Consider the following 17,062-nt stretch of genomic DNA (forward strand, 5'->3'; position numbering starts at 1 on the left):
AGGAGATCAGGATGACTCAGGCCTTTGATGCCGAGGCGCAGCAGGCGCTTCTGGAGTCGCGGGTGGCGCTGGCGCTGGAGCAGGCGCGCCACGCCGGTGCGGATGCCTGCGAGGTCGGCGCGAGTGTCGATCAGGGCATCGAAATCAACGTGCGCATGGGCGATGTGGAATCCGTCGAACTGGCGCGCGATCAGGGCTTCGCCGTGACCGTCTATCTGGGGCAACGCAAGGGCAGTGCCTCGTCGTCGGATGCCAGCGAGGCGTCGATCCGCGACGCCGTGGACAAGGCCATGGCGATCGCCCGCTACACCGGCGAGGATCCGGCCTCGGGGCTGGCCGATGCCGAACTGATGGCACGCGAGCTGCCGGATCTCGGCGTGCACCATCCCTGGCGGCTGAGCACCGACGAGGCGATCGAGCTGGCGCTGGCCTGCGAGAACGCCGGGCGCGGCGTGGACGGCATCAGCCAGTCCGACGGCGCGAGCCTGTCGAGCGGCGAGGGCGTGCGCGTCTACGGCAACAGCCACGGCTTTCTCGGCAGCCAGCGCGGCAGCCGCCATTCGCTGTCCTGCGTGCTGATCGCCCGCGACGACAGGGGCATGCAGCGCGATTACGACTACACCAGCGAGCGCGATCCGGCGTGCCTGGCCTCGCCCGAGACGGTGGGGCGCCGGGCCGCCGAGCGTACCGTGAGCCGTCTGGGCGCGCAGCGCCCGCGTACCGGGCGGATGCCGGTGATGTTCGCCCCGGAAATGGCCGGCGGCCTGGTCGGTCACTTCCTCAGCGCGATCGCCGGCGGGGCCCTCTACCGCCAGGCGTCCTTCCTCTGCGACAGCCTAGGCGAGCCGCTGTTTCCCGAGTGGTTCTCGCTCGTCGAGCGGCCCCGGGAACCGGGGGCGATGGCCAGCAGCGCCTTCGACAACGACGGGGTCTACACCCGTGACAATGTCTTCGTCGATCACGGCCGGGTCGCCAGCTACATGCTCTCGGCCTACAGCGCCCGACGGCTGGGCATGACCACCACCGGCAATGCCGGCGGCGCGCGCAACGTGCGTCTCGAGGCGCCACGGGTCTCGCGCGAGGCCCTGCTCAAGGAGCTGGGCACCGGCGTGCTGGTCACCGAGCTGATGGGCCAGGGCGTCAACGGGGTCACCGGTGACTACTCGCGCGGTGCGGCGGGCTTCTGGGTCGAGGATGGCGAGATTCGTCACCCGGTCGAGGAGTTCACCATCGCCGGCAACCTGCGCGACATGTTCGCCAACCTGCGGGCGCTCGGGGACGATATCGACACCCGGGGCAGCGTGCATACCGGCAGCTGGCTGATCGACGGCATGACCGTGGCCGGCGACTGAGCGGCCCGGGCCACGGGCAGGGGCATCATGCTGCCGGCTCGTGGCTCGTGGCTCGTGGCTCGTGGCTCGTGGCTCGTGGCTCGTGGCTCGTGGCTCAGAGATAGAACAGCGTCGCCAGGCCCAGGAAGGCCATGAACCCCACCACGTCGGTCACCGTGGTGAGAATCACGCTGCCCGACAGGGCCGGGTCGATGTTGAGCTTCTTGAGCACCACCGGCAGCAGGGTGCCGACCAGGGCGGCGATCAGCAGGTTGATGACGATCGCCGCCGCGATGATGCCGCCCAGGGCCGGATCGCCGAACCACAGCACCGCGATGGCGGCGATGACCAGCGCCCACAGCAGGCCGTTGAGCAGGCCCACCACCAGTTCGCGGTTGAGCAGCCACTTGACGTTGCCGCCGCCGACATGGCCGAGGGCGATGCCGCGGATCAGCACGGTCAGCGTCTGCGAACCGGCGATGCCGCCCATGCTGGCGACGATCGGCATCAGCACCGCCAGGGCGGTGATGCGCTGGATGGTGCCTTCGAACAGGCCGATCACCGCCGCGGCCAGGAAGGCGGTGAGCAGGTTGATGCCCAGCCACACCGCGCGCCGGCGGCTGGTGCGCCAGGCGGGCGCGAAGGTGTCCTCCTCCTCGTCCAGGCCGGCCATGCTCATCACCTGGTGCTCGGCATCCTCGCGGATCACGTCGACCACGTCGTCGATGGTGATTCGCCCCAGCAGGTGACCGTCGGTGCCGACCACCGGCGCCGAGACCAGGTCGAACTTCTCGAACAGCTTGGCGACCTCGGTGTCGGGCGTCATGGCGGGAATGCTGACGCCTTCGGTATCCATCAGTTCGCGGACCAGCATGGTGGTATCCGAGACCAGCAGGCGCTCGATCGGCAGGCTGCCGATCAGCTTGTCGCCGCGGGTGACCACCAGCAGGCTGTCGGTGGTGTCGGGCAGGCGCTCGTGGCGGCGCAGGTAGCGCAGCACGACGTCGAGGGTGATGTCCGGGCGGATGGTCACCGCATCGGTGTTCATCAGCCCGCCGGCGGTGTCCTCCGGGTAGGCGAGCACCGTCTCGAGACGCTGGCGTTCCTGCGCCTCCATCGAGGCCAGCACCTCGAGCGTGACGGTGTTGGGCAGCCGCTGCAGCAGGTCGGCCAGGTCGTCGACGTCCAGCCCCTCGGTGGCCGAGACCAGCTGCTGGGCGTTCATCCGGTTGAGGAACAGGGTCTGTAGGTCGTCGTTGAGATACTGCAGCACCTCGCCCTGCAGTTCCGGGTCGACCAGTTCCCAGAGGACCTCGCGCTCTCGCGGCGGGGTGGATTCCAGCAGGTGGGCCACATCGACGGGCGCCAGGCCGCGATTGAGCATGCGCCGGGCCTGGTCGAGGGCGCCGCTTTCCAGTGCCTCGTTGAGTCGTTCCAGGCGGGGCTGCAAGCGTTCGGGATTCTGGCTCATGCGTCTGTCGTCCTCGACCGGGTGGGCAGGCAGGCGCCATCTTAGCATTGCCTTAACGGGGGCAGGCAGCCCCGGCGTATCGACGACGTCGGTTCATTGCTCCTCGTCGAAGCGTGCCTCGAAGAGCGCCTGGAGGGCGTCCAGGGCTTCCTCGGCCTGGGGGCCTTCCGCCTCGATGGTCAGGCAGGTGCCGCAGGGGGCGGCGAGCATCAGCAGCGACATGATGTTGGCGGCATCGCCGCAGCGGGTCTGATGATGGACGATGATCCGCGCTTCGTAGCCCTGACAGCACTGGACGAGCTTGGTGGCGGCGCGGGCGTGCAGGCCGCGCTTGTTGGTCAGGGTCAGTTCACGGCTCGGCACGGGACGCCCCCACGGCGGTGTTGATGCCCAGCTCCCGATGGCGTAGCCGCACCTGATAGTGTTCGGCGAAGACTGCGGCGAGGCGCTCGGTGAGATAGACCGAGCGGTGCTGGCCGCCGGTGCAGCCGACGGCCACGGTCAGGTAGCTGCGGTTGCTGGCTTGGTAGGCCGGCAGCCAGCGCTCCAGCCAGGCGCGGATGTCGTCATGCATGGCGGTGACTTCCGGGTAGCCTTCGAGGAAGTCGACGATTTCCGGGTCGCGGCCGTTGAACTGGCGCAGCCGCGGGTCCCAGTAGGGGTTGGGCAGGCAGCGGGCATCGAAGACGATATCGGCGTCGAGCGGCACGCCGCGCTTGAAGCCGAAGGACTCGAAGGTCAGGGTCAGCTGGCCGCTGCGGTGATGGGCGACCTGCTCGGCGATGCGCCCGCGCAGCTCGTGCACCGACAGCTGCGAGGTGTCGATGACGAGGTCGGCGAGGTCGCGGATGCCCGACAGTGCCTGTTCCTCGGATTCGACGGCTTCCGCGAGGGTCATCTCGCTGTCCCGGGTCAGCGGGTGGCGCCGCCGCGTGGCCGAGTAGCGCTCGAGCAGGATCTTGTCCTCGGAGGTCAGGTAGACCACCTGGCAGTCGAGGCCGCGGGCGCGCAGCGTTTCCAGCAGCCCGGGAAAGCGTTCGAGGGCGGTGGGCACGTTGCGGGCATCGATGCTCACGGCAATATTGGAGCGGCGGGTGTCGTCCTGTCGGAGTTCATCGATCAGGGGGTCGAGGAGCATGGCCGGCAGGTTGTCGATGGCATAGAAGCCCAGGTCCTCGAGGGCCTGGAGGGCGATCGACTTGCCGGACCCGGAACGACCGCTGATGATCACGAGCTGCATCGCGGCGGCTCTCCTGGTGGCGGTGGAACGAGAAGCGCGACTAGCCGAGCGTCTCGCCGGATGTGCCTTCCTGGCGGCGAATGGCGTCGAGCAGGGTCTCGTAGAGCTCGCGCTGACTTTCGCTGTGACGCAGACGGCTGCGGATGTCGGCGTCGTTCATGATGCCGGCCACCTGGCCCAGCAGGGCGAGGTGAGTGTCGTCCGCTTCCTCGGGCACCAGCAGCACGAAGATCAGGTCGACCGGCTCGCCGTCGACGGCATCGAAGTCGATGGGTTCCTGCAGCTTGAGGAAGCCGGCGATCGGCGCCTTGCAGTGAGGGTTGCGCGCATGGGGGATCGCCACGCCGTTGCCGATCCCGGTGCTGCCCAGCCGCTCGCGGCCGATCAGGCGGCTGAAGACTTCCTGGCTGTCCAGGCTCGGCGTGTTCTGCGCGATGAAGGTGCTGAAGAATTCCAGCACGCGCTTCTTGCTCCCCCCGGGCACCGCGAAGAGCGTGCGCTCGGGGGGCAGGATGGCTTCCAGTGTCATGATGGGCGGAGTCAGCGGGCCCCGGCGCCTTGCGCGCGGGCCTGGGCCTTTTCCTTGTGCTTGACGAGCTGGCGATCGAGCTTGTCGGCCAGAGCGTCGATGGCGGCGTACATGTCGCCATTCTCGGCTTCGGCATGCAAGTCGGCACCGGCGGCGTGAAGGGTGCAGGCAGCCTGGTGGCGTTCCTTCTCGACCGAGAGGGTTACCTGAACGGTCGTGATGTTGTCGTAATGACGCTCGAGACGCGTCAGTTTCTCGTTGACGTAGTCACGCAATGCATCTGTCAGTTCGACATGATGGCCGGTGATATTCGCTTGCATGGACACGCTCCTGTTCCGGCGAGTGGTGGCTCGATTGTAACCCTTTTTGCAGCTTAGCAAACCCCTGTGAGAGGGCCGACGTGAAGATGGTTCGGACCCTGTCGATCAGGACGCTTCTGCGCCCCTTCAGGCTAGTCGCTTGCGCTCGCTGGAGGAAGGGATCCCCATGGCCTCGCGATACTTGGCGACGGTGCGGCGAGCCACCTTGATGCCGTCCGCGGCGAGCAGGTCGACCAGCTTGCTGTCGGAGAGCGGCTTGCGGGGCGGTTCCTCGCCGATCAGCTTCTTGAGCCGGGCGCGGATCGCGGTGCTGGAATGCGCATCGCCCTCGCCGCCGACATGGCTCGAGAAGAAGTACTTGAGCTCGAAGACGCCGCGTGGCGTGTGGATGAACTTCTGGGTGGTCACCCGCGAGATGGTGGATTCGTGCATTTCCACCGCCTGTGCGATGTCGGCCAGGATCAGGGGCTTCATGGATTCCTCGCCGTGGTCGAGGAAGTCCAGTTGCCGGGTCATGATCTCGCGCCCGACCTTGAGCAGGGTGTCGTTGCGGCTGGAGAGGCTCTTGATCAGCCAGCGCGCCTCCTGCAGGTGCTGCTTCATGAAAGTGTTGTCGTCGCTCTTGTCGGCGCGGCGAATCAGGGCGGCATAGTCGGGCTGGATGCGCAGGCGGGGCAGGGCTTCGGGGTTGAGCTCGATGCGCCAGCCTTCGTGCGAGTGGCGTGCCACCAGATCGGGAATCACGTAGTCGTTGCCGGTGGCGTCGAAGGCCTGGCCGGGACGCGGATCGAGGGTACGGATCAGCGCGATCACGCTGTCGAGCTGGTCGTCATCGAGCCGCAGCCGGCGCTTGAGCAGCTTGCGGTCGTCGCCGGCCAGGGCCTCGAGGAACTGCCGCACCAGTCGCCGGGCCTGAGGGAGCAGGGGCGTGTCGTCGGGCAGGACGCCGAGCTGTAAAAGCAGGCATTCGCGCAGGTCGCGGGCCAGGGCGCCGGTGGGCTCGAACTGCTGAAGGCGCATCAGTACCGCTTCCACCTCTGGGGCGCGCAGCCCCTCGAGGCCCTGGGCGCGCAGCCCGTCGACGAGACTGTCTAGGGGGGCGGCCAGGTAGCCGTCGGCGTCGACGGCGTCGATCAGGGTTTCGGCGATGATGCGTTCGCGCTCGTTCAGGTCGGCCATGGCGAGCTGCCAGGTGAGGTGGTCCTGAAGGCTTTCCCCGGCGGCATTGCGTTCGAGATCCGGCCCCTCGTCGCTGCGACTGCCGGAAGCCATGTCCTGATAGGTGTCGGACCAGTCGCTGTCGACGGCCAGCTCATCCGGGATGTCCTGGTTCCAGTCGTCCTCGGCCGCATCGCTGACGGCGGTCTCGCCGAACTCCTCCTCCATCTCGAGCATGGGGTTGGACTCGAGCGCCTGCTGAATTTCCTGGCGGAGGTCCAGCGTCGACAGCTGCAGCAACTGGATGGCCTGCTGCAGCTGGGGCGTCATGGTCAGCTGCGTGCCGACCCGGAGCTGCAACGTGGGTTTCATAGCCATGACGTGCCTACTTCGCTGACGGATTCGGGGATACCGTATCCCGCCCCCTCACGGCTTGCAAGTAGTTAAGCAATAACCGTGCCACGAAGCGCCGTAACGGTCGAGGGTTTCGTCGGAAGGAGGGTCAGAGCCGGAATTCGTGGCCCAGGTAGACTTCGCGTACCTTCTCGCTGGCCAGGATCGCCTCGGCGCTACCTTCGGCGATGATCTGGCCGTCGCCGACGATGTAGGCCTTGTCGCAGATGTCCAGCGTCTCGCGGACGTTGTGGTCGGTGATGAGGATGCCGATGCCGCGGTCGCGCAGCTGGCGGATGATGCTCTTTATCTCGCCCACCGAGATGGGGTCGACGCCGGCAAAGGGTTCATCGAGCAGGATGAAGGCCGGTTCGGTGGCCAGCGAGCGAGCGATTTCCACGCGGCGGCGCTCGCCGCCGGACAGGCTCATGCCCGTGTTGTCGCGAATGTGATCGATATGGAACTCCTCGAGCAGTTGCTCGAGGAGTTTCCTGCGCCCCGCCTTGTCGAGATCCCGGCGAGTCTCGAGGATGGCCATGATGTTGTCGGCCACCGAGAGCTTGCGGAAGATCGAGGCCTCCTGGGGCAGGTAGCCGATCCCGGCGCGGGCGCGCTGGTGCATGGGGGCGCGGCTCAGGTCCAGATCGTCGATGGTCACCTCGCCGGCGTCGGCGCGCACCAGACCGACGATCATGTAGAACGAGGTGGTCTTGCCCGCCCCGTTGGGGCCGAGCAGGCCGACGATGCTGCCCTGGCCGATGGTCAGGCTGATGTCCTGGACCACGCGGCGGTTCTTGTAGCTCTTGGCGAGATGGCGGGCGACAAGGGTCTTCATGGTCATCCTCAGGACGGCGGGTTCACGGCGACGACTTGGGGGTCAGGGTCATGCGGACCCGCTGGCCGTCGCTGCCCTGCGCCTTGGAGCGGGCCTGGACCTTGCGGCTGTCGAGATAGTACTCGACATAGGCGCCGTTGAAGGTGTCGCGGGCCTGGTGAAGCTCGGCGTTGCCGATCAGTTCGACCCGGCGTTCGGCGGCATGATAGATGACGGTGTCGCCCCAGCCCTTCACCAGTTGGTCGTCGGGGGCCGGGCGCTGTTCCAGATAGGCGCGCTGCGTGTCGCCGGTGGCGGTGACCCGGGTCACCTCGCCCTGGTCGTTGCGCGCGATCTCGACGCGTTCGGCCTCGAGCACCATGCTGCCCTGGGTCAGGTTGACGTCGCCGGTGTAGACGGCGGTACCGGCACGGTCATCGAGGTCAAGGCGGTCCGCCGCCACGTTGATGGGCTGGCGGGCATCGCTCTCCAGGGCCGAGACGCCGGGGGCGAACAAGGCCAGTGCGGTCAGGCCGAGGCCGGCAAGATAGGGGCGCATCAGGTTCCTCCCTGTGGGCTGATCGGCGGATGAAAGCCTTGAACGTCGCCGTTCAGGCGCATGCGGCCGGTGTCGATCCAGGCGTCGAGCCGATCGCCGCTGACCCGTTGGCGATACTGGCGCAGCGTGGCGCGACTGTCGCTCCAGGCGTGGTAGGTATCGGCATCGTAATGGAGCACATCACTGGTTGCCTGCCAGCCTTCTTCCGGCGCCCGGAGCCTGGCATGGCCGATGAGTACCAGCGGGTTGCCGCCAGCCTCCAGCCTACCCTTGTCGGCGGTGGCAAGCCAGGTGCGACCCTGCTTGTCGTCCAGGCGGGCCCGCGGGGTCTCCAGGCGGGTGACGTCGTCCCCGGGGGTGTGCTCGATGCGCGGCGTGGTCAGGTACTGATAGGCTCGGCCCGTGGCGTCGAAGCGAGTGAGGCGGGCGTTTTCCAGATAGTAGTCCGGTTCCCCGGTCTCGCCCGTCGGAACCGGGCCGGGCAGGCCCACGTCGCGTTGGTCGATGAGCGTCAGCACGCCGCCCAGGCCGAGCAGTAGCAGGCCCAGCAGCAGGGTGGAAAGGCGCCGGCGCGACAGGGTCATGGCGTCAGCCCTGCCCGTGGAGATAGGTATCGAGCACCGAGGCCCAGTGCCCCTGAAGCTCGAGCAGGCCGTCGCAGATCTCGCGCACCGCGCCGTTCCCGCCGGAGCGAGCGGTGACCCAGTCGGCGTGGCGGCGAATGTAGTCCGGCGCGTTGGGCACGCTGATGCCGAGACCGGCGCGCTGAATGGGCGCCAGGTCGGGCAGGTCGTCGCCGCAGTAGGCCGCCTGCTGCCAGGTCAGTCCCAGCGTGTCGAGCAGCTGGCGCAGCAGGTCGAGCTTGGCGTCGTTGCCCTGGAAGACGTGCTCGATGCCCAGGGCGGCGGCGCGACGGCTGACCATGGGCGATGTGCGTCCGGTGATCAGAGCGACCTCGATGCCTGCCTGGCGCAGCAGCTTGATGCCCTGACCGTCCTGGGTGTTGAAGCTCTTGATCTCTTGGCCGTCGGACTGGAAGTGCAGCCGCCCGTCGGTCATCACGCCATCCACGTCGAGGGCCAGCAGTCGGACGTGCCGAGCGCATTCCACGAGCCGGGGATGGTTGAGGCGCGGGTCGAGAGCCATGGCGTTCTCCTCGTGTCGGTGGACGTGATGGGCCGGTTCGGTTCAGATCACGCCGCTGGCCAGCAAATCGTGCATGTGCAGGGCGCCGACCGGTCGCTCGTCGGCGTCGACCACCGCCAGGGCGGTGATGCGATTGTCTTCCATGAGCTTGACGGCCTCGGCGGCCAGCACGTGGCCGTGAGTCCGCTTGCCACCCCGGGTCATCACCGCCTCGACGCGCAGGTCATGAAGGTTGGTGTGCTGGTCGAGGGTGCGGCGCAGGTCACCGTCGGTGAAGACGCCGCAGAGCCGGCCGTCGGCGTCGATCACACAGGTGAAGCCCAGCCCCTTGCGGGTGATTTCCAGCAGGGCGTCACGCAGCGGGCTGCCGAGCGCCACGCAGGGCAGTCGCTCGCCGGTGTGCATCAGGTCCTCGACCTTGAGCAGCAGGCGACGGCCGAGGGTGCCGCCGGGATGCGACAGGGCGAAATCCTCGGCGGTGAAGCCGCGCGCCTCGAGCAGGGCCACGGCCAGGGCGTCGCCCAAGGCCAGGGCGGCGGTGGTCGAGGCGGTGGGGGCGAGGTCCAGGGGGCAGGCCTCGCGAGTCACGCCGGCATCGAGATGCGCCTGGGCGTAGCGGGCCAGCGTGGAGCCCGGCCGACCGGTCATGCTGATCAATGGAGCGCCCATGCGCTTGAGCAGCGGCAGCAGGGCCGTGACCTCGTCCGTTTCGCCGGAGTTCGACAGGGCGAGCACCACGTCACGCGAGGTGATCATGCCCAGGTCGCCGTGGCTGGCCTCACCGGGGTGCACGAAGAAGGCCGGCGTGCCGGTGCTGGCCAGAGTGGCGGCGATCTTGCGGGCGACATGGCCGGACTTGCCCATGCCGGTGACCACGACACGCCCCTCGCAGGCCAGCATCAGGCGACAGGCCGTGTCGAAGTCGTCCGAGAGCTTGCCTTCGAGCGCGGCGATGGCCTGCTGTTCGATGTGCAGGGTGCGACGTGCGCTGTCACGAAAGGCGAACTGGGGATCGGTGGTCATGGCGTAATCGTCGGTGCCGGTCGAAGCGGTGGATGTTCGATTCAAGGGGGTGCGGGTGAACGGTCGCCCATTAAACGGGTTGCGCGTGGGGCTTGCAAGCGTCGTCCGAGAGGGATGGCGGCGGTAATATTAGTTAGGATACAATGTTCGATAATTTTCGGCCATTACCATTAGGTTGTGCTGATGAATGACTCGTTGCTCGTCGATGTGGAAGGCCTGCATTTCTCACGCGGCGAGAAGGAAATCTTTCGCGGTCTCGATCTGCAGGTCCCCCGGGGCAAGATCACGGCCATCATGGGGCCCAGCGGCACCGGCAAGACCACGCTGCTCAAGCTGATCGGCGGCCAGCTCTACCCGGATGCGGGGCGGGTGCGCATCGCCGGCGAGGACGTTCATCGGCTGCCGCGCCGCGCGTTGTTCCGGTTGCGCCGGCGCATGGGCATGCTCTTTCAGAGCGGCGCGCTGTTTTCCGACCTGTCGGTCTACGAAAACGTGGCCTTTCCACTGCGGGTGCACACCGACCTGCCGGAAGCGATGATCCGCGACATCGTGCTGATGAAGCTCGAGGCCGTGGGGCTGCGCGGCGCGCGGGCCCTGATGCCTTCCGAGCTGTCCGGTGGCATGCTGCGTCGGGTGGCGCTGGCCCGGGCGATCGCGCTGGACCCCGAGCTGATCCTCTACGATGAGCCCTTTGTCGGCCAGGACCCGATCTCGATGGGGGTGCTCGTGCAGTTGATCAAGACCGTCAACCAGGCGCTGGGGCTGACGGCAGTGGTGGTGTCGCACGATATCAAGGAAACCCTGTCGATCGCTGACTACGTCTACGTGATTTCCGACGGCCGGGTGATGGCCCACGGCACGCCCGCGACACTGGATGTCGACGATGACGATCGTGTGCGCCAATTCATCCACGGCGAGCCGGACGGGCCGGTGCCCTTTCACTATCCGGCCCCGGACTATTTCACCGACATCATGACCGGGAGGGCGTCATCGTGAGCGATGAACACGCACGTCGCCGCGGCGCCTCGCGGCGTCCGCCGGTGCGCCAGGTGGTGGCACTGGGGCGCGGCACGCTGGACATGATCGACGCTCTGGGGCGGGCCGGGCTGTTCCTGATGCTGTCGTGCCTGGGCATTCCGTCCCGCGAGGGTATTCGCCTGTGGCTGCGACAGATGCACTTCGTCGGCGTCATGTCGCTGGCCATCGTGCTGGTGTCGGGGCTATTCATCGGCATGGTGCTGGCCCTGCAGGGTTACACCATCCTGGTCGACTTCGGCGCCGAGGATGCGTTGGGGCAGATGGTGGCGCTGTCGCTGCTGCGCGAGCTGGCGCCGGTGGTCTCGGCGCTGCTGTTCGCCGGCCGGGCCGGGTCCGCGCTGACCGCCGAGATCGGCCTGATGAAGGCCACCGAGCAGCTGACCAGCATGGAGATGATCGGCGTCGATCCGCTGCGACGGGTGATCGCCCCGCGGCTGTGGGCTGGCTTCGTGTCGCTGCCGCTGTTGACCATCGGCTTCAGCGTGGTGGGCATCTGGGGTGGCTATCTGGTGGGTGTCGAGTGGCTGGGGGTCTTCGAGGGCTCCTACTGGAGCAACATGCAGGGTAGTGTGGGCTTCGTCGCCGATATCGGCAACGGGCTGGTCAAGAGTCTGGTGTTCGCCATGGTGGTGACCTGGATCGCCGTGTTCCAGGGCTACGACCTGATTCCCACCTCGGAGGGCATATCGCGGGCGACCACGCGCACGGTGGTGTATTCCTCGCTGGCGATTCTGGGGCTGGATTTCGTGCTGACGGCGATGATGTTTGGAGAGATCGGATGAAGCGCAGCAAGATCATGGAGTTTGGCGTCGGCCTGTTCATGCTGGCCGGCATTCTGGGACTGGTGTTCCTGGGGCTGCGCGTCAGTGGCCTGGGCAACGGCGTGGGGGGCGACACCTTCACCCTCAATGCCAACTTTGCCAACATCGGCGGCCTCAAGGTGCGTTCCAAGGTGACCGTGGCGGGCGTGCAGGTCGGCCAGGTCACGGGCATCGAACTGGATCCGAAGTGGTACGACGCCCGGGTCACCATGGCCATCGACAGCAAGCTGGAAGGGCAGCTGCCCCGTGACAGCACCGCGGCGATCCTGACCGCCGGCCTGCTCGGCGAACAGTATGTCGGCCTGTCGCTGGGCGGTGCTCCGGACACCCTCAAGGATGGCGACACCATCCGCGATACCCAGCAGGCGCTGGTACTGGAAGAGCTGATTCAGCAGTTTGTCTCGAACATGGTGAAGAACTGAGTCCCGGGAGGTTATCGATGAAAACGATCGCAAGGCGTCTGACGTCCTTTGGTTGGTTGGCCGTGCTGCTGCTGGCGGGCAGCCTGGTGACCGGGCAGGCCGCTCTGGCCGAGGCCCAGAACCCCGAGCAGATGATCCGCGACAGCATCAATCAGCTGATGGGCAAGCTTGAAGGGCGCAAGGACTACTATGCCCAGCACACCGATGAACTCGAGGCACTGGTCGACGGTAGCCTGCAGGATGTGGCGGACTTTCACTATATCGCCGCCAGCGTGATGGGGCGTTATTTCCGCAACGCCTCGCCCGAGCAACGGTCGCGCTTCGCCAGGACCTTCCGCCAGACACTGGTCGACACCTACGCCAAGGGATTGGTGACCTTCGATTACCGTGACCTGCGGGTGGTCGGCAGTACGACCGGGCGCTACGAGGATCAATCCAGCGTCGACATGGAAGTGGTGGCCGACGACGGCAAGGTCTACCCGGTCAACTACACCCTTCGGCGCACCAACGACGGCCAGTGGAAGGTGGTCAACGTGATCGTCAACGGCATCAACCTGGGGCTGACCTTCCGCAACCAGTTCGATCAGGCGATGCGTGACCGGAATCGCGACTACGACGCAGTGATCAGCAACTGGGCGCCGGAGGTCGGTACCGACGAGCTGGAAAAGGGGAGCCAAGGGTGACCCTGTTGCTCGAGCAGGCCGGGGCGCGGCTCGAGGTGCGTGACATGACGCTGCTGGCCAGCGGCGAGGCGGACTTCGACGTGGCGGCGGCGCTGGCCGCTCACGGCCGGGAATGGCTCGACGGCCAGGCCGCCGGTGCCCGGGTCCGCTTCGACCTCTCCGGCGTCAACCGTGCCAGCAGCGCCGCGCTCAGCGTGATGCTGGAATGGCTGCGCTGTGCCCGGCGGCGGCAGCTCGAGGTGGCGGGCGTGTGCCTGTCAGCGCCCTTGGCCCGACTGACCGCCATGGCCGGGCTCGAAACCCTGCTGCCTCGGCTCGAGACCGTCGAGTAGGTCGGGGAGCGGACCGGCGCCATCGCCATTCGGGGCGCTTTTCATTACCATGGGCGATTCACGAGATTCATGACCCGCCGGCCGGTCCGGCGGGTGCTTCATTGCCGATAGGAGTCGCCGCGACCCATGCAACCCAGTGACGTCAAGGCTTTGCTCGAAGCCCGCATCGATGAATGTGACTTCTTCATTCAGGGAGAAGGCTGCAATTTCCAGGTCATCGCCGTCGGCGACGTGTTCGAGGGGCTGTCGCCGGTCAAGCGTCAGCAGCTGATCTACTCGGCGCTCTCCGACGAGATCGCCAGTGGCGCCCTGCATGCCGTGAGCATCAAGACCTATACGCCGACACAGTGGCAGTCGGCGCCCGAAAACGCCCGGGCCGAGTGATACCGCCACATGGACAAGCTGATCATCACCGGTAACGGGCCGCTCGAGGGCGAGGTCTGGGCGAGCGGGGCCAAGAACTCGGCCTTGCCGATCCTGGCCGCCACGCTGCTCGCCGACGAGCCCGTCACCATCGGCAACCTGCCGCATCTCCAGGACATCACCACCACGCTGGAGCTGCTCGGCCACATGGGGGTCGAGCCGGTGATGGGCGAGAAGATGACCATCCAGCTGGATGGCTCTCAGGTGCGCGACAGTCATGCGCCCTATGAACTGGTCAAGAAGATGCGTGCCTCGATCCTGGTACTCGGTCCGCTGCTGGCGCACTTCGGTGCGGCCGACGTGTCCCTGCCGGGCGGCTGCGCGATCGGCACGCGTCCGGTCGACCTGCATATCCAGGGGCTCAAGGCGATGGGTGCCGACATTCGGGTCGAGGGCGGCTACATCCGGGCGCGCACCCAGGGGCGCCTCAAGGGCGCCACCATCTTCTTCGACACCGTCACCGTGACCGGCACCGAGAACCTGCTGATGGCGGCCACGCTGGCCGACGGCGTCACAGTGCTGGAAAACGCCGCCCGCGAGCCGGAAGTGGTCGATCTGGCCGAATGCCTGATCGCCATGGGCGCGAGGATTCGCGGCCACGGCACCGACACCATCACCGTCGAGGGCGTCGCGCGGCTGCATGGCTGTCACTACGATGTGATGCCCGACCGCATCGAGACCGGCACCTTTCTGGTGGCGGCGGCCGCGACCTGCGGGCATGTGCGGGTCCGCAATACGCGTGCCGATATCCTCGAGGCCGTGCTCGCCAAGCTCGAGGAGGCCGGCGCCATGGTGCGTCATGCCGACGACTGGATCGAGCTCGACATGCGTGGGCGCCGCCCGCGGGCGGTGAGCGTGCGGACCGCACCCTACCCGGCGTTCCCCACCGACATGCAGGCCCAGTTCGTGGCCCTGAACTGCGTCGCCGAGGGCACGGGGCGGGTCGTCGAGACGATCTTCGAGAACCGCTTCATGCACGTGCAGGAGCTCAAGCGGATGGGCGCCGACATCGCGCTGGAGGGCAACACGGCGGTGGTCACCGGCGTCGGCACGCTGTCCGGTGCGCCGGTCATGGCCACTGACCTGCGGGCCTCGGCCAGCCTGGTGGTGGCGGCGATGGTGGCCGAGGGCGAGACGCTGGTCGATCGCATCTATCACATCGACCGTGGCTACGAGTGCATCGAGGAAAAACTTCAACTACTGGGGGCCCGGATCCGTCGCGTTCCCGGGCACTGAGACGCCGCCCCGGCCCGCGCCGGGGCGGAAGCGTCACCCCCATCAACCGCGGTTGTCGCAATGTCGAAGCAATTGATTCTGGCCCTGTCGAAGGGGCGCATACTCGAGGAAACCCTGCCGCTGCTGGCCGACGCCGGCATCGAGCCGGCCGAGGATCTGGGCAAGAGCCGCAAGCTGCTGTTCGATACCAATCTGGACGACGTCAAGCTGGTGGTGATTCGTGCCACGGACGTGCCCACCTATGTGCAGATGGGCGCCGCCGATCTCGGCGTGGCGGGCAAGGATGTGCTGCTCGAGCACGGCGCCGAGGGGCTGTACGAGCCCCTGGATCTGGAGATCGCCGGCTGCCGGCTGATGACGGCCGGCATCACCGGGGCGGAGCCGGTGCATGCACGGCGTCGTGTGGCGACCAAGTTCGTCAACTTGGCGCGACGCTACTATGCCGAGCAGGGCATTCAGGCCGAGGTCATCAAGCTGTACGGGGCCATGGAGCTGGCGCCCCTGATGAATCTGGCCGACGAGATCGTCGACATCGTCGACACGGGCAACACGCTGCGTGCCAACGGCATGGAGCCCCGTGAGCTGATCGCCGACATCAGCACGCGCCTGGTGGTCAACAAGGCGTCGATGACCATGAAGCATGCACGCCTGAAGCCGCTGATCGAACGGTTGCGCGATGCGGTCGCCACACGTCGCGGCGCACCGGTGCGCGACTGACGAACGGCTTGCGCCGAGCGAGAGAAAGAGGAGTGTCACCGATGGCCGAGCGTGCCACAGCGAATTTCACCATGCCCCGGCTCGATACCCGCGAGGCGGATTTCGAGGCGCGTCTGGATGGGCTGCTGGACTGGGAGGGGGTGTCCGACGCGGAGGTCCAGTCGCGTGTCGCGGGAATCCTTCAGGATGTCCGCAGCCGCGGCGATGCAGCGCTGGTCGAGCTGACCGCGCGCTTCGACCGGCTCTCGGTCGCGGACATGGCGTCGCTGACGCTGTCCGCCGAGCGCCTGGCCGCAGCCTACGAAGGCCTGCCCGAGGCGCAGCGGGAAGCGCTGCGCCATGCCGCCGAGCGCATCCGCTTGTATCACCAGCATCAGAAGCCCGAGTCCTGGCAGTACACCGAGGCGGATGGCACCGTGCTGGGGCAGAAGATCACGCCGCTGGATCGCGCCGGTATCTATGTGCCCGGTGGCAAGGCGGCCTATCCGTCGTCGGTGCTGATGAACGCGATCCCGGCGCATGTCGCCGGAGTGAGCGAGATCATCATGGTGGTGCCCACGCCGGACGGGGTGCTCAACGAGCTGGTGCTGGCCGCGGCGCACCTGGCGGGGGTCGACAAGGTCTTCACCGTGGGCGGCGCCCAGGCGGTGGCGGCGCTGGCCTACGGCACCGAGAGCGTGCCGCGGGTCGACAAGATCGTCGGGCCCGGCAACATCTACGTGGCTACCGCCAAGCGAGCGGTATTCGGTCAGGTGGGTATCGACATGATCGCCGGTCCGTCGGAGATTCTCGTCGTCTCGGATGGCGGAACCGATCCCGAGTGGCTGGCCATGGACCTGTTCTCGCAAGCCGAGCACGACGAGGATGCTCAGGCGATTCTGGTGAGCTGGGATGACGCCCATCTGGATGCCGTCGAGGCGGCGATCGAGCGGCTGCTGCCCACCCTGGAGCGCGAAGCGATCATCCGCCAGTCGCTGCAGGCCCGCGGCGCGCTGATTCGCTGCCGTGACCGCGACGAGGCGCTGGCGCTGACCAACCGCATTGCCCCGGAACATCTCGAGCTGTCGGTGGCCGAGCCGGACGCCCTGCTGGCGCAGGTGCGCCATGCCGGTGCCATCTTCATGGGCCGCTACACGGCGGAAGCCCTGGGCGACTACTGTGCCGGGCCCAACCACGTGCTGCCCACCTCGGGCACGGCGCGCTTCTCGTCGCCGCTGGGAGTCTACGACTTCCAGAAGCGCTCGTCGCTGATCCACTGTTCCGCCGAAGGGGCGGCCAGTCTGGGGCAGACTGCCTCCGTGCTGGCGCGTGGCGAGTCGCTCACCGCCCATGCTCGCTCCGCCGAGAGCCGCATCCCCGACACTGACTAGGCGTCACCCGCCGCCGGCTGCCGAGCCGGCGGCGCT

21 protein-coding genes are annotated in these 17,062 nt (G+C 67.3%); 10 read left to right on the forward strand and 11 right to left on the reverse strand.

The window, feature by feature from the left end; translation table 11 throughout:
- The first annotated feature begins 11 nt into the window (after positions 1-11).
- Entirely contained in the window at positions 12-1,352 is a 1,341-nt protein-coding gene (gene pmbA / locus ACTCB7_RS12485; RefSeq protein WP_463006921.1) for a metalloprotease PmbA, read from the forward strand.
- A 94-nt stretch (positions 1,353-1,446) separates the two neighbouring features.
- On the opposite strand, the gene mgtE is transcribed toward pmbA, so the two are convergent.
- From mgtE to ACTCB7_RS12540, 11 genes are all read right to left on the reverse strand, one after another.
- Positions 1,447-2,802: a magnesium transporter gene (gene mgtE, locus ACTCB7_RS12490; RefSeq protein WP_463006922.1), complete on the reverse strand. Its 1,356-nt coding sequence runs from the start codon at positions 2,800-2,802 to the stop codon at positions 1,447-1,449.
- Between the two features lie 93 nt (positions 2,803-2,895).
- The gene (locus ACTCB7_RS12495; protein ID WP_224415173.1) at positions 2,896-3,165 is read right to left on the reverse strand and encodes an HPr family phosphocarrier protein; all 270 of its coding nucleotides are present in this window, start codon (positions 3,163-3,165) and stop codon (positions 2,896-2,898) included.
- Positions 3,152-4,042, reverse strand: coding sequence for an RNase adapter RapZ (gene rapZ / locus ACTCB7_RS12500; RefSeq protein WP_463006923.1), 891 nt, complete (start codon positions 4,040-4,042; stop codon positions 3,152-3,154). Before rapZ ends, ACTCB7_RS12495 begins: the two co-directional genes overlap by 14 nt.
- Before the next feature lie 40 nt (positions 4,043-4,082).
- Positions 4,083-4,571 (reverse strand): PTS IIA-like nitrogen regulatory protein PtsN, encoded by a 489-nt coding sequence (gene ptsN / locus ACTCB7_RS12505; RefSeq protein WP_224415171.1) that lies wholly within the window; start codon positions 4,569-4,571, stop codon positions 4,083-4,085.
- Positions 4,572-4,582: 11 nt separating this feature from the next.
- Positions 4,583-4,891: a ribosome hibernation-promoting factor, HPF/YfiA family gene (gene hpf, locus ACTCB7_RS12510; RefSeq protein ID WP_224415170.1), complete on the reverse strand. Its 309-nt coding sequence runs from the start codon at positions 4,889-4,891 to the stop codon at positions 4,583-4,585.
- A gap of 126 nt (positions 4,892-5,017) precedes the next feature.
- Complete coding sequence (locus ACTCB7_RS12515) at positions 5,018-6,427, reverse strand: RNA polymerase factor sigma-54 (protein ID WP_463006924.1); 1,410 nt, start codon at positions 6,425-6,427, stop codon at positions 5,018-5,020.
- Positions 6,428-6,551: 124 nt separating this feature from the next.
- Positions 6,552-7,277, reverse strand: coding sequence for an LPS export ABC transporter ATP-binding protein (gene lptB / locus ACTCB7_RS12520; RefSeq protein WP_463006925.1), 726 nt, complete (start codon positions 7,275-7,277; stop codon positions 6,552-6,554).
- A gap of 22 nt (positions 7,278-7,299) precedes the next feature.
- Positions 7,300-7,815, reverse strand: a complete 516-nt coding sequence (lptA, locus tag ACTCB7_RS12525; protein WP_463006926.1) for a lipopolysaccharide transport periplasmic protein LptA — start codon at positions 7,813-7,815, stop codon at positions 7,300-7,302.
- Positions 7,815-8,399: an LPS export ABC transporter periplasmic protein LptC gene (gene lptC, locus ACTCB7_RS12530; protein ID WP_463006927.1), complete on the reverse strand. Its 585-nt coding sequence runs from the start codon at positions 8,397-8,399 to the stop codon at positions 7,815-7,817. The genes lptA and lptC overlap by 1 nt, the downstream gene beginning before the upstream one ends.
- Positions 8,400-8,403: 4 nt before the next feature.
- Complete coding sequence (locus ACTCB7_RS12535; RefSeq protein WP_463006928.1) at positions 8,404-8,961, reverse strand: KdsC family phosphatase; 558 nt, start codon at positions 8,959-8,961, stop codon at positions 8,404-8,406.
- A 42-nt stretch (positions 8,962-9,003) separates the two neighbouring features.
- Entirely contained in the window at positions 9,004-9,984 is a 981-nt protein-coding gene (locus ACTCB7_RS12540; protein ID WP_463006929.1) for a KpsF/GutQ family sugar-phosphate isomerase, read from the reverse strand.
- A 183-nt stretch (positions 9,985-10,167) separates the two neighbouring features.
- Between ACTCB7_RS12540 and ACTCB7_RS12545 the strand changes: the two genes are divergently transcribed.
- The 9 genes from ACTCB7_RS12545 to hisD all read left to right on the forward strand — a co-directional run bounded on the left by ACTCB7_RS12545 (position 10,168) and on the right by hisD (position 17,026).
- Positions 10,168-10,980, forward strand: a complete 813-nt coding sequence (locus ACTCB7_RS12545; RefSeq protein WP_463006930.1) for an ABC transporter ATP-binding protein — start codon at positions 10,168-10,170, stop codon at positions 10,978-10,980.
- A 44-nt stretch (positions 10,981-11,024) separates the two neighbouring features.
- Entirely contained in the window at positions 11,025-11,804 is a 780-nt protein-coding gene (gene mlaE, locus ACTCB7_RS12550) for a lipid asymmetry maintenance ABC transporter permease subunit MlaE (RefSeq protein WP_463006961.1), read from the forward strand.
- A complete protein-coding gene (mlaD, locus tag ACTCB7_RS12555; protein ID WP_463006931.1) occupies positions 11,801-12,265 on the forward strand; it encodes an outer membrane lipid asymmetry maintenance protein MlaD in 465 nt (154 codons plus the stop codon). The genes mlaE and mlaD overlap by 4 nt, the downstream gene beginning before the upstream one ends.
- 17 nt (positions 12,266-12,282) lie before the next feature.
- Complete coding sequence (locus tag ACTCB7_RS12560) at positions 12,283-12,948, forward strand: MlaC/ttg2D family ABC transporter substrate-binding protein (RefSeq protein WP_463006932.1); 666 nt, start codon at positions 12,283-12,285, stop codon at positions 12,946-12,948.
- Positions 12,945-13,280, forward strand: a complete 336-nt coding sequence (locus ACTCB7_RS12565) for an STAS domain-containing protein (RefSeq protein ID WP_224415163.1) — start codon at positions 12,945-12,947, stop codon at positions 13,278-13,280. The genes ACTCB7_RS12560 and ACTCB7_RS12565 overlap by 4 nt, the downstream gene beginning before the upstream one ends.
- A 126-nt stretch (positions 13,281-13,406) precedes the next feature.
- Positions 13,407-13,664 carry a BolA family protein gene (locus ACTCB7_RS12570; RefSeq protein ID WP_224415162.1) on the forward strand — a complete coding sequence of 86 codons (258 nt, stop codon included), beginning with the start codon at positions 13,407-13,409 and terminating at the stop codon, positions 13,662-13,664.
- A 9-nt stretch (positions 13,665-13,673) separates the two neighbouring features.
- Complete coding sequence (murA, locus tag ACTCB7_RS12575) at positions 13,674-14,939, forward strand: UDP-N-acetylglucosamine 1-carboxyvinyltransferase (RefSeq protein ID WP_463006933.1); 1,266 nt, start codon at positions 13,674-13,676, stop codon at positions 14,937-14,939.
- Between the two features lie 60 nt (positions 14,940-14,999).
- Entirely contained in the window at positions 15,000-15,656 is a 657-nt protein-coding gene (hisG, locus tag ACTCB7_RS12580; RefSeq protein ID WP_463006934.1) for an ATP phosphoribosyltransferase, read from the forward strand.
- Positions 15,657-15,697: 41 nt separating this feature from the next.
- Entirely contained in the window at positions 15,698-17,026 is a 1,329-nt protein-coding gene (gene hisD / locus ACTCB7_RS12585) for a histidinol dehydrogenase (RefSeq protein ID WP_463006935.1), read from the forward strand.
- The last annotated feature ends 36 nt before the right edge of the window (positions 17,027-17,062 follow it).

The organism is Modicisalibacter sp., from assembly GCF_055145905.1.

Coding starts and splice junctions, on each gene's coding strand:
- pmbA (WP_463006921.1), top strand. CDS start 12: ATGACTCAGGCCTTTGATGCCGAGGCGCAGCAGGCGCTTCTGGAGTCG.
- hisD (WP_463006935.1), top strand. CDS start 15,698: ATGGCCGAGCGTGCCACAGCGAATTTCACCATGCCCCGGCTCGATACC.
- lptA (WP_463006926.1), bottom strand. CDS start 7,815: ATGCGCCCCTATCTTGCCGGCCTCGGCCTGACCGCACTGGCCTTGTTC.
- ACTCB7_RS12515 (WP_463006924.1), bottom strand. CDS start 6,427: ATGGCTATGAAACCCACGTTGCAGCTCCGGGTCGGCACGCAGCTGACC.
- ACTCB7_RS12560 (WP_463006932.1), top strand. CDS start 12,283: ATGAAAACGATCGCAAGGCGTCTGACGTCCTTTGGTTGGTTGGCCGTG.
- hpf (WP_224415170.1), bottom strand. CDS start 4,891: ATGCAAGCGAATATCACCGGCCATCATGTCGAACTGACAGATGCATTG.
- lptB (WP_463006925.1), bottom strand. CDS start 7,277: ATGAAGACCCTTGTCGCCCGCCATCTCGCCAAGAGCTACAAGAACCGC.
- mlaD (WP_463006931.1), top strand. CDS start 11,801: ATGAAGCGCAGCAAGATCATGGAGTTTGGCGTCGGCCTGTTCATGCTG.
- ACTCB7_RS12540 (WP_463006929.1), bottom strand. CDS start 9,984: ATGACCACCGATCCCCAGTTCGCCTTTCGTGACAGCGCACGTCGCACC.
- murA (WP_463006933.1), top strand. CDS start 13,674: ATGGACAAGCTGATCATCACCGGTAACGGGCCGCTCGAGGGCGAGGTC.
- hisG (WP_463006934.1), top strand. CDS start 15,000: ATGTCGAAGCAATTGATTCTGGCCCTGTCGAAGGGGCGCATACTCGAG.
- ACTCB7_RS12570 (WP_224415162.1), top strand. CDS start 13,407: ATGCAACCCAGTGACGTCAAGGCTTTGCTCGAAGCCCGCATCGATGAA.
- rapZ (WP_463006923.1), bottom strand. CDS start 4,042: ATGCAGCTCGTGATCATCAGCGGTCGTTCCGGGTCCGGCAAGTCGATC.
- mgtE (WP_463006922.1), bottom strand. CDS start 2,802: ATGAGCCAGAATCCCGAACGCTTGCAGCCCCGCCTGGAACGACTCAAC.
- ACTCB7_RS12545 (WP_463006930.1), top strand. CDS start 10,168: ATGAATGACTCGTTGCTCGTCGATGTGGAAGGCCTGCATTTCTCACGC.
- ACTCB7_RS12535 (WP_463006928.1), bottom strand. CDS start 8,961: ATGGCTCTCGACCCGCGCCTCAACCATCCCCGGCTCGTGGAATGCGCT.
- ptsN (WP_224415171.1), bottom strand. CDS start 4,571: ATGACACTGGAAGCCATCCTGCCCCCCGAGCGCACGCTCTTCGCGGTG.
- lptC (WP_463006927.1), bottom strand. CDS start 8,399: ATGACCCTGTCGCGCCGGCGCCTTTCCACCCTGCTGCTGGGCCTGCTA.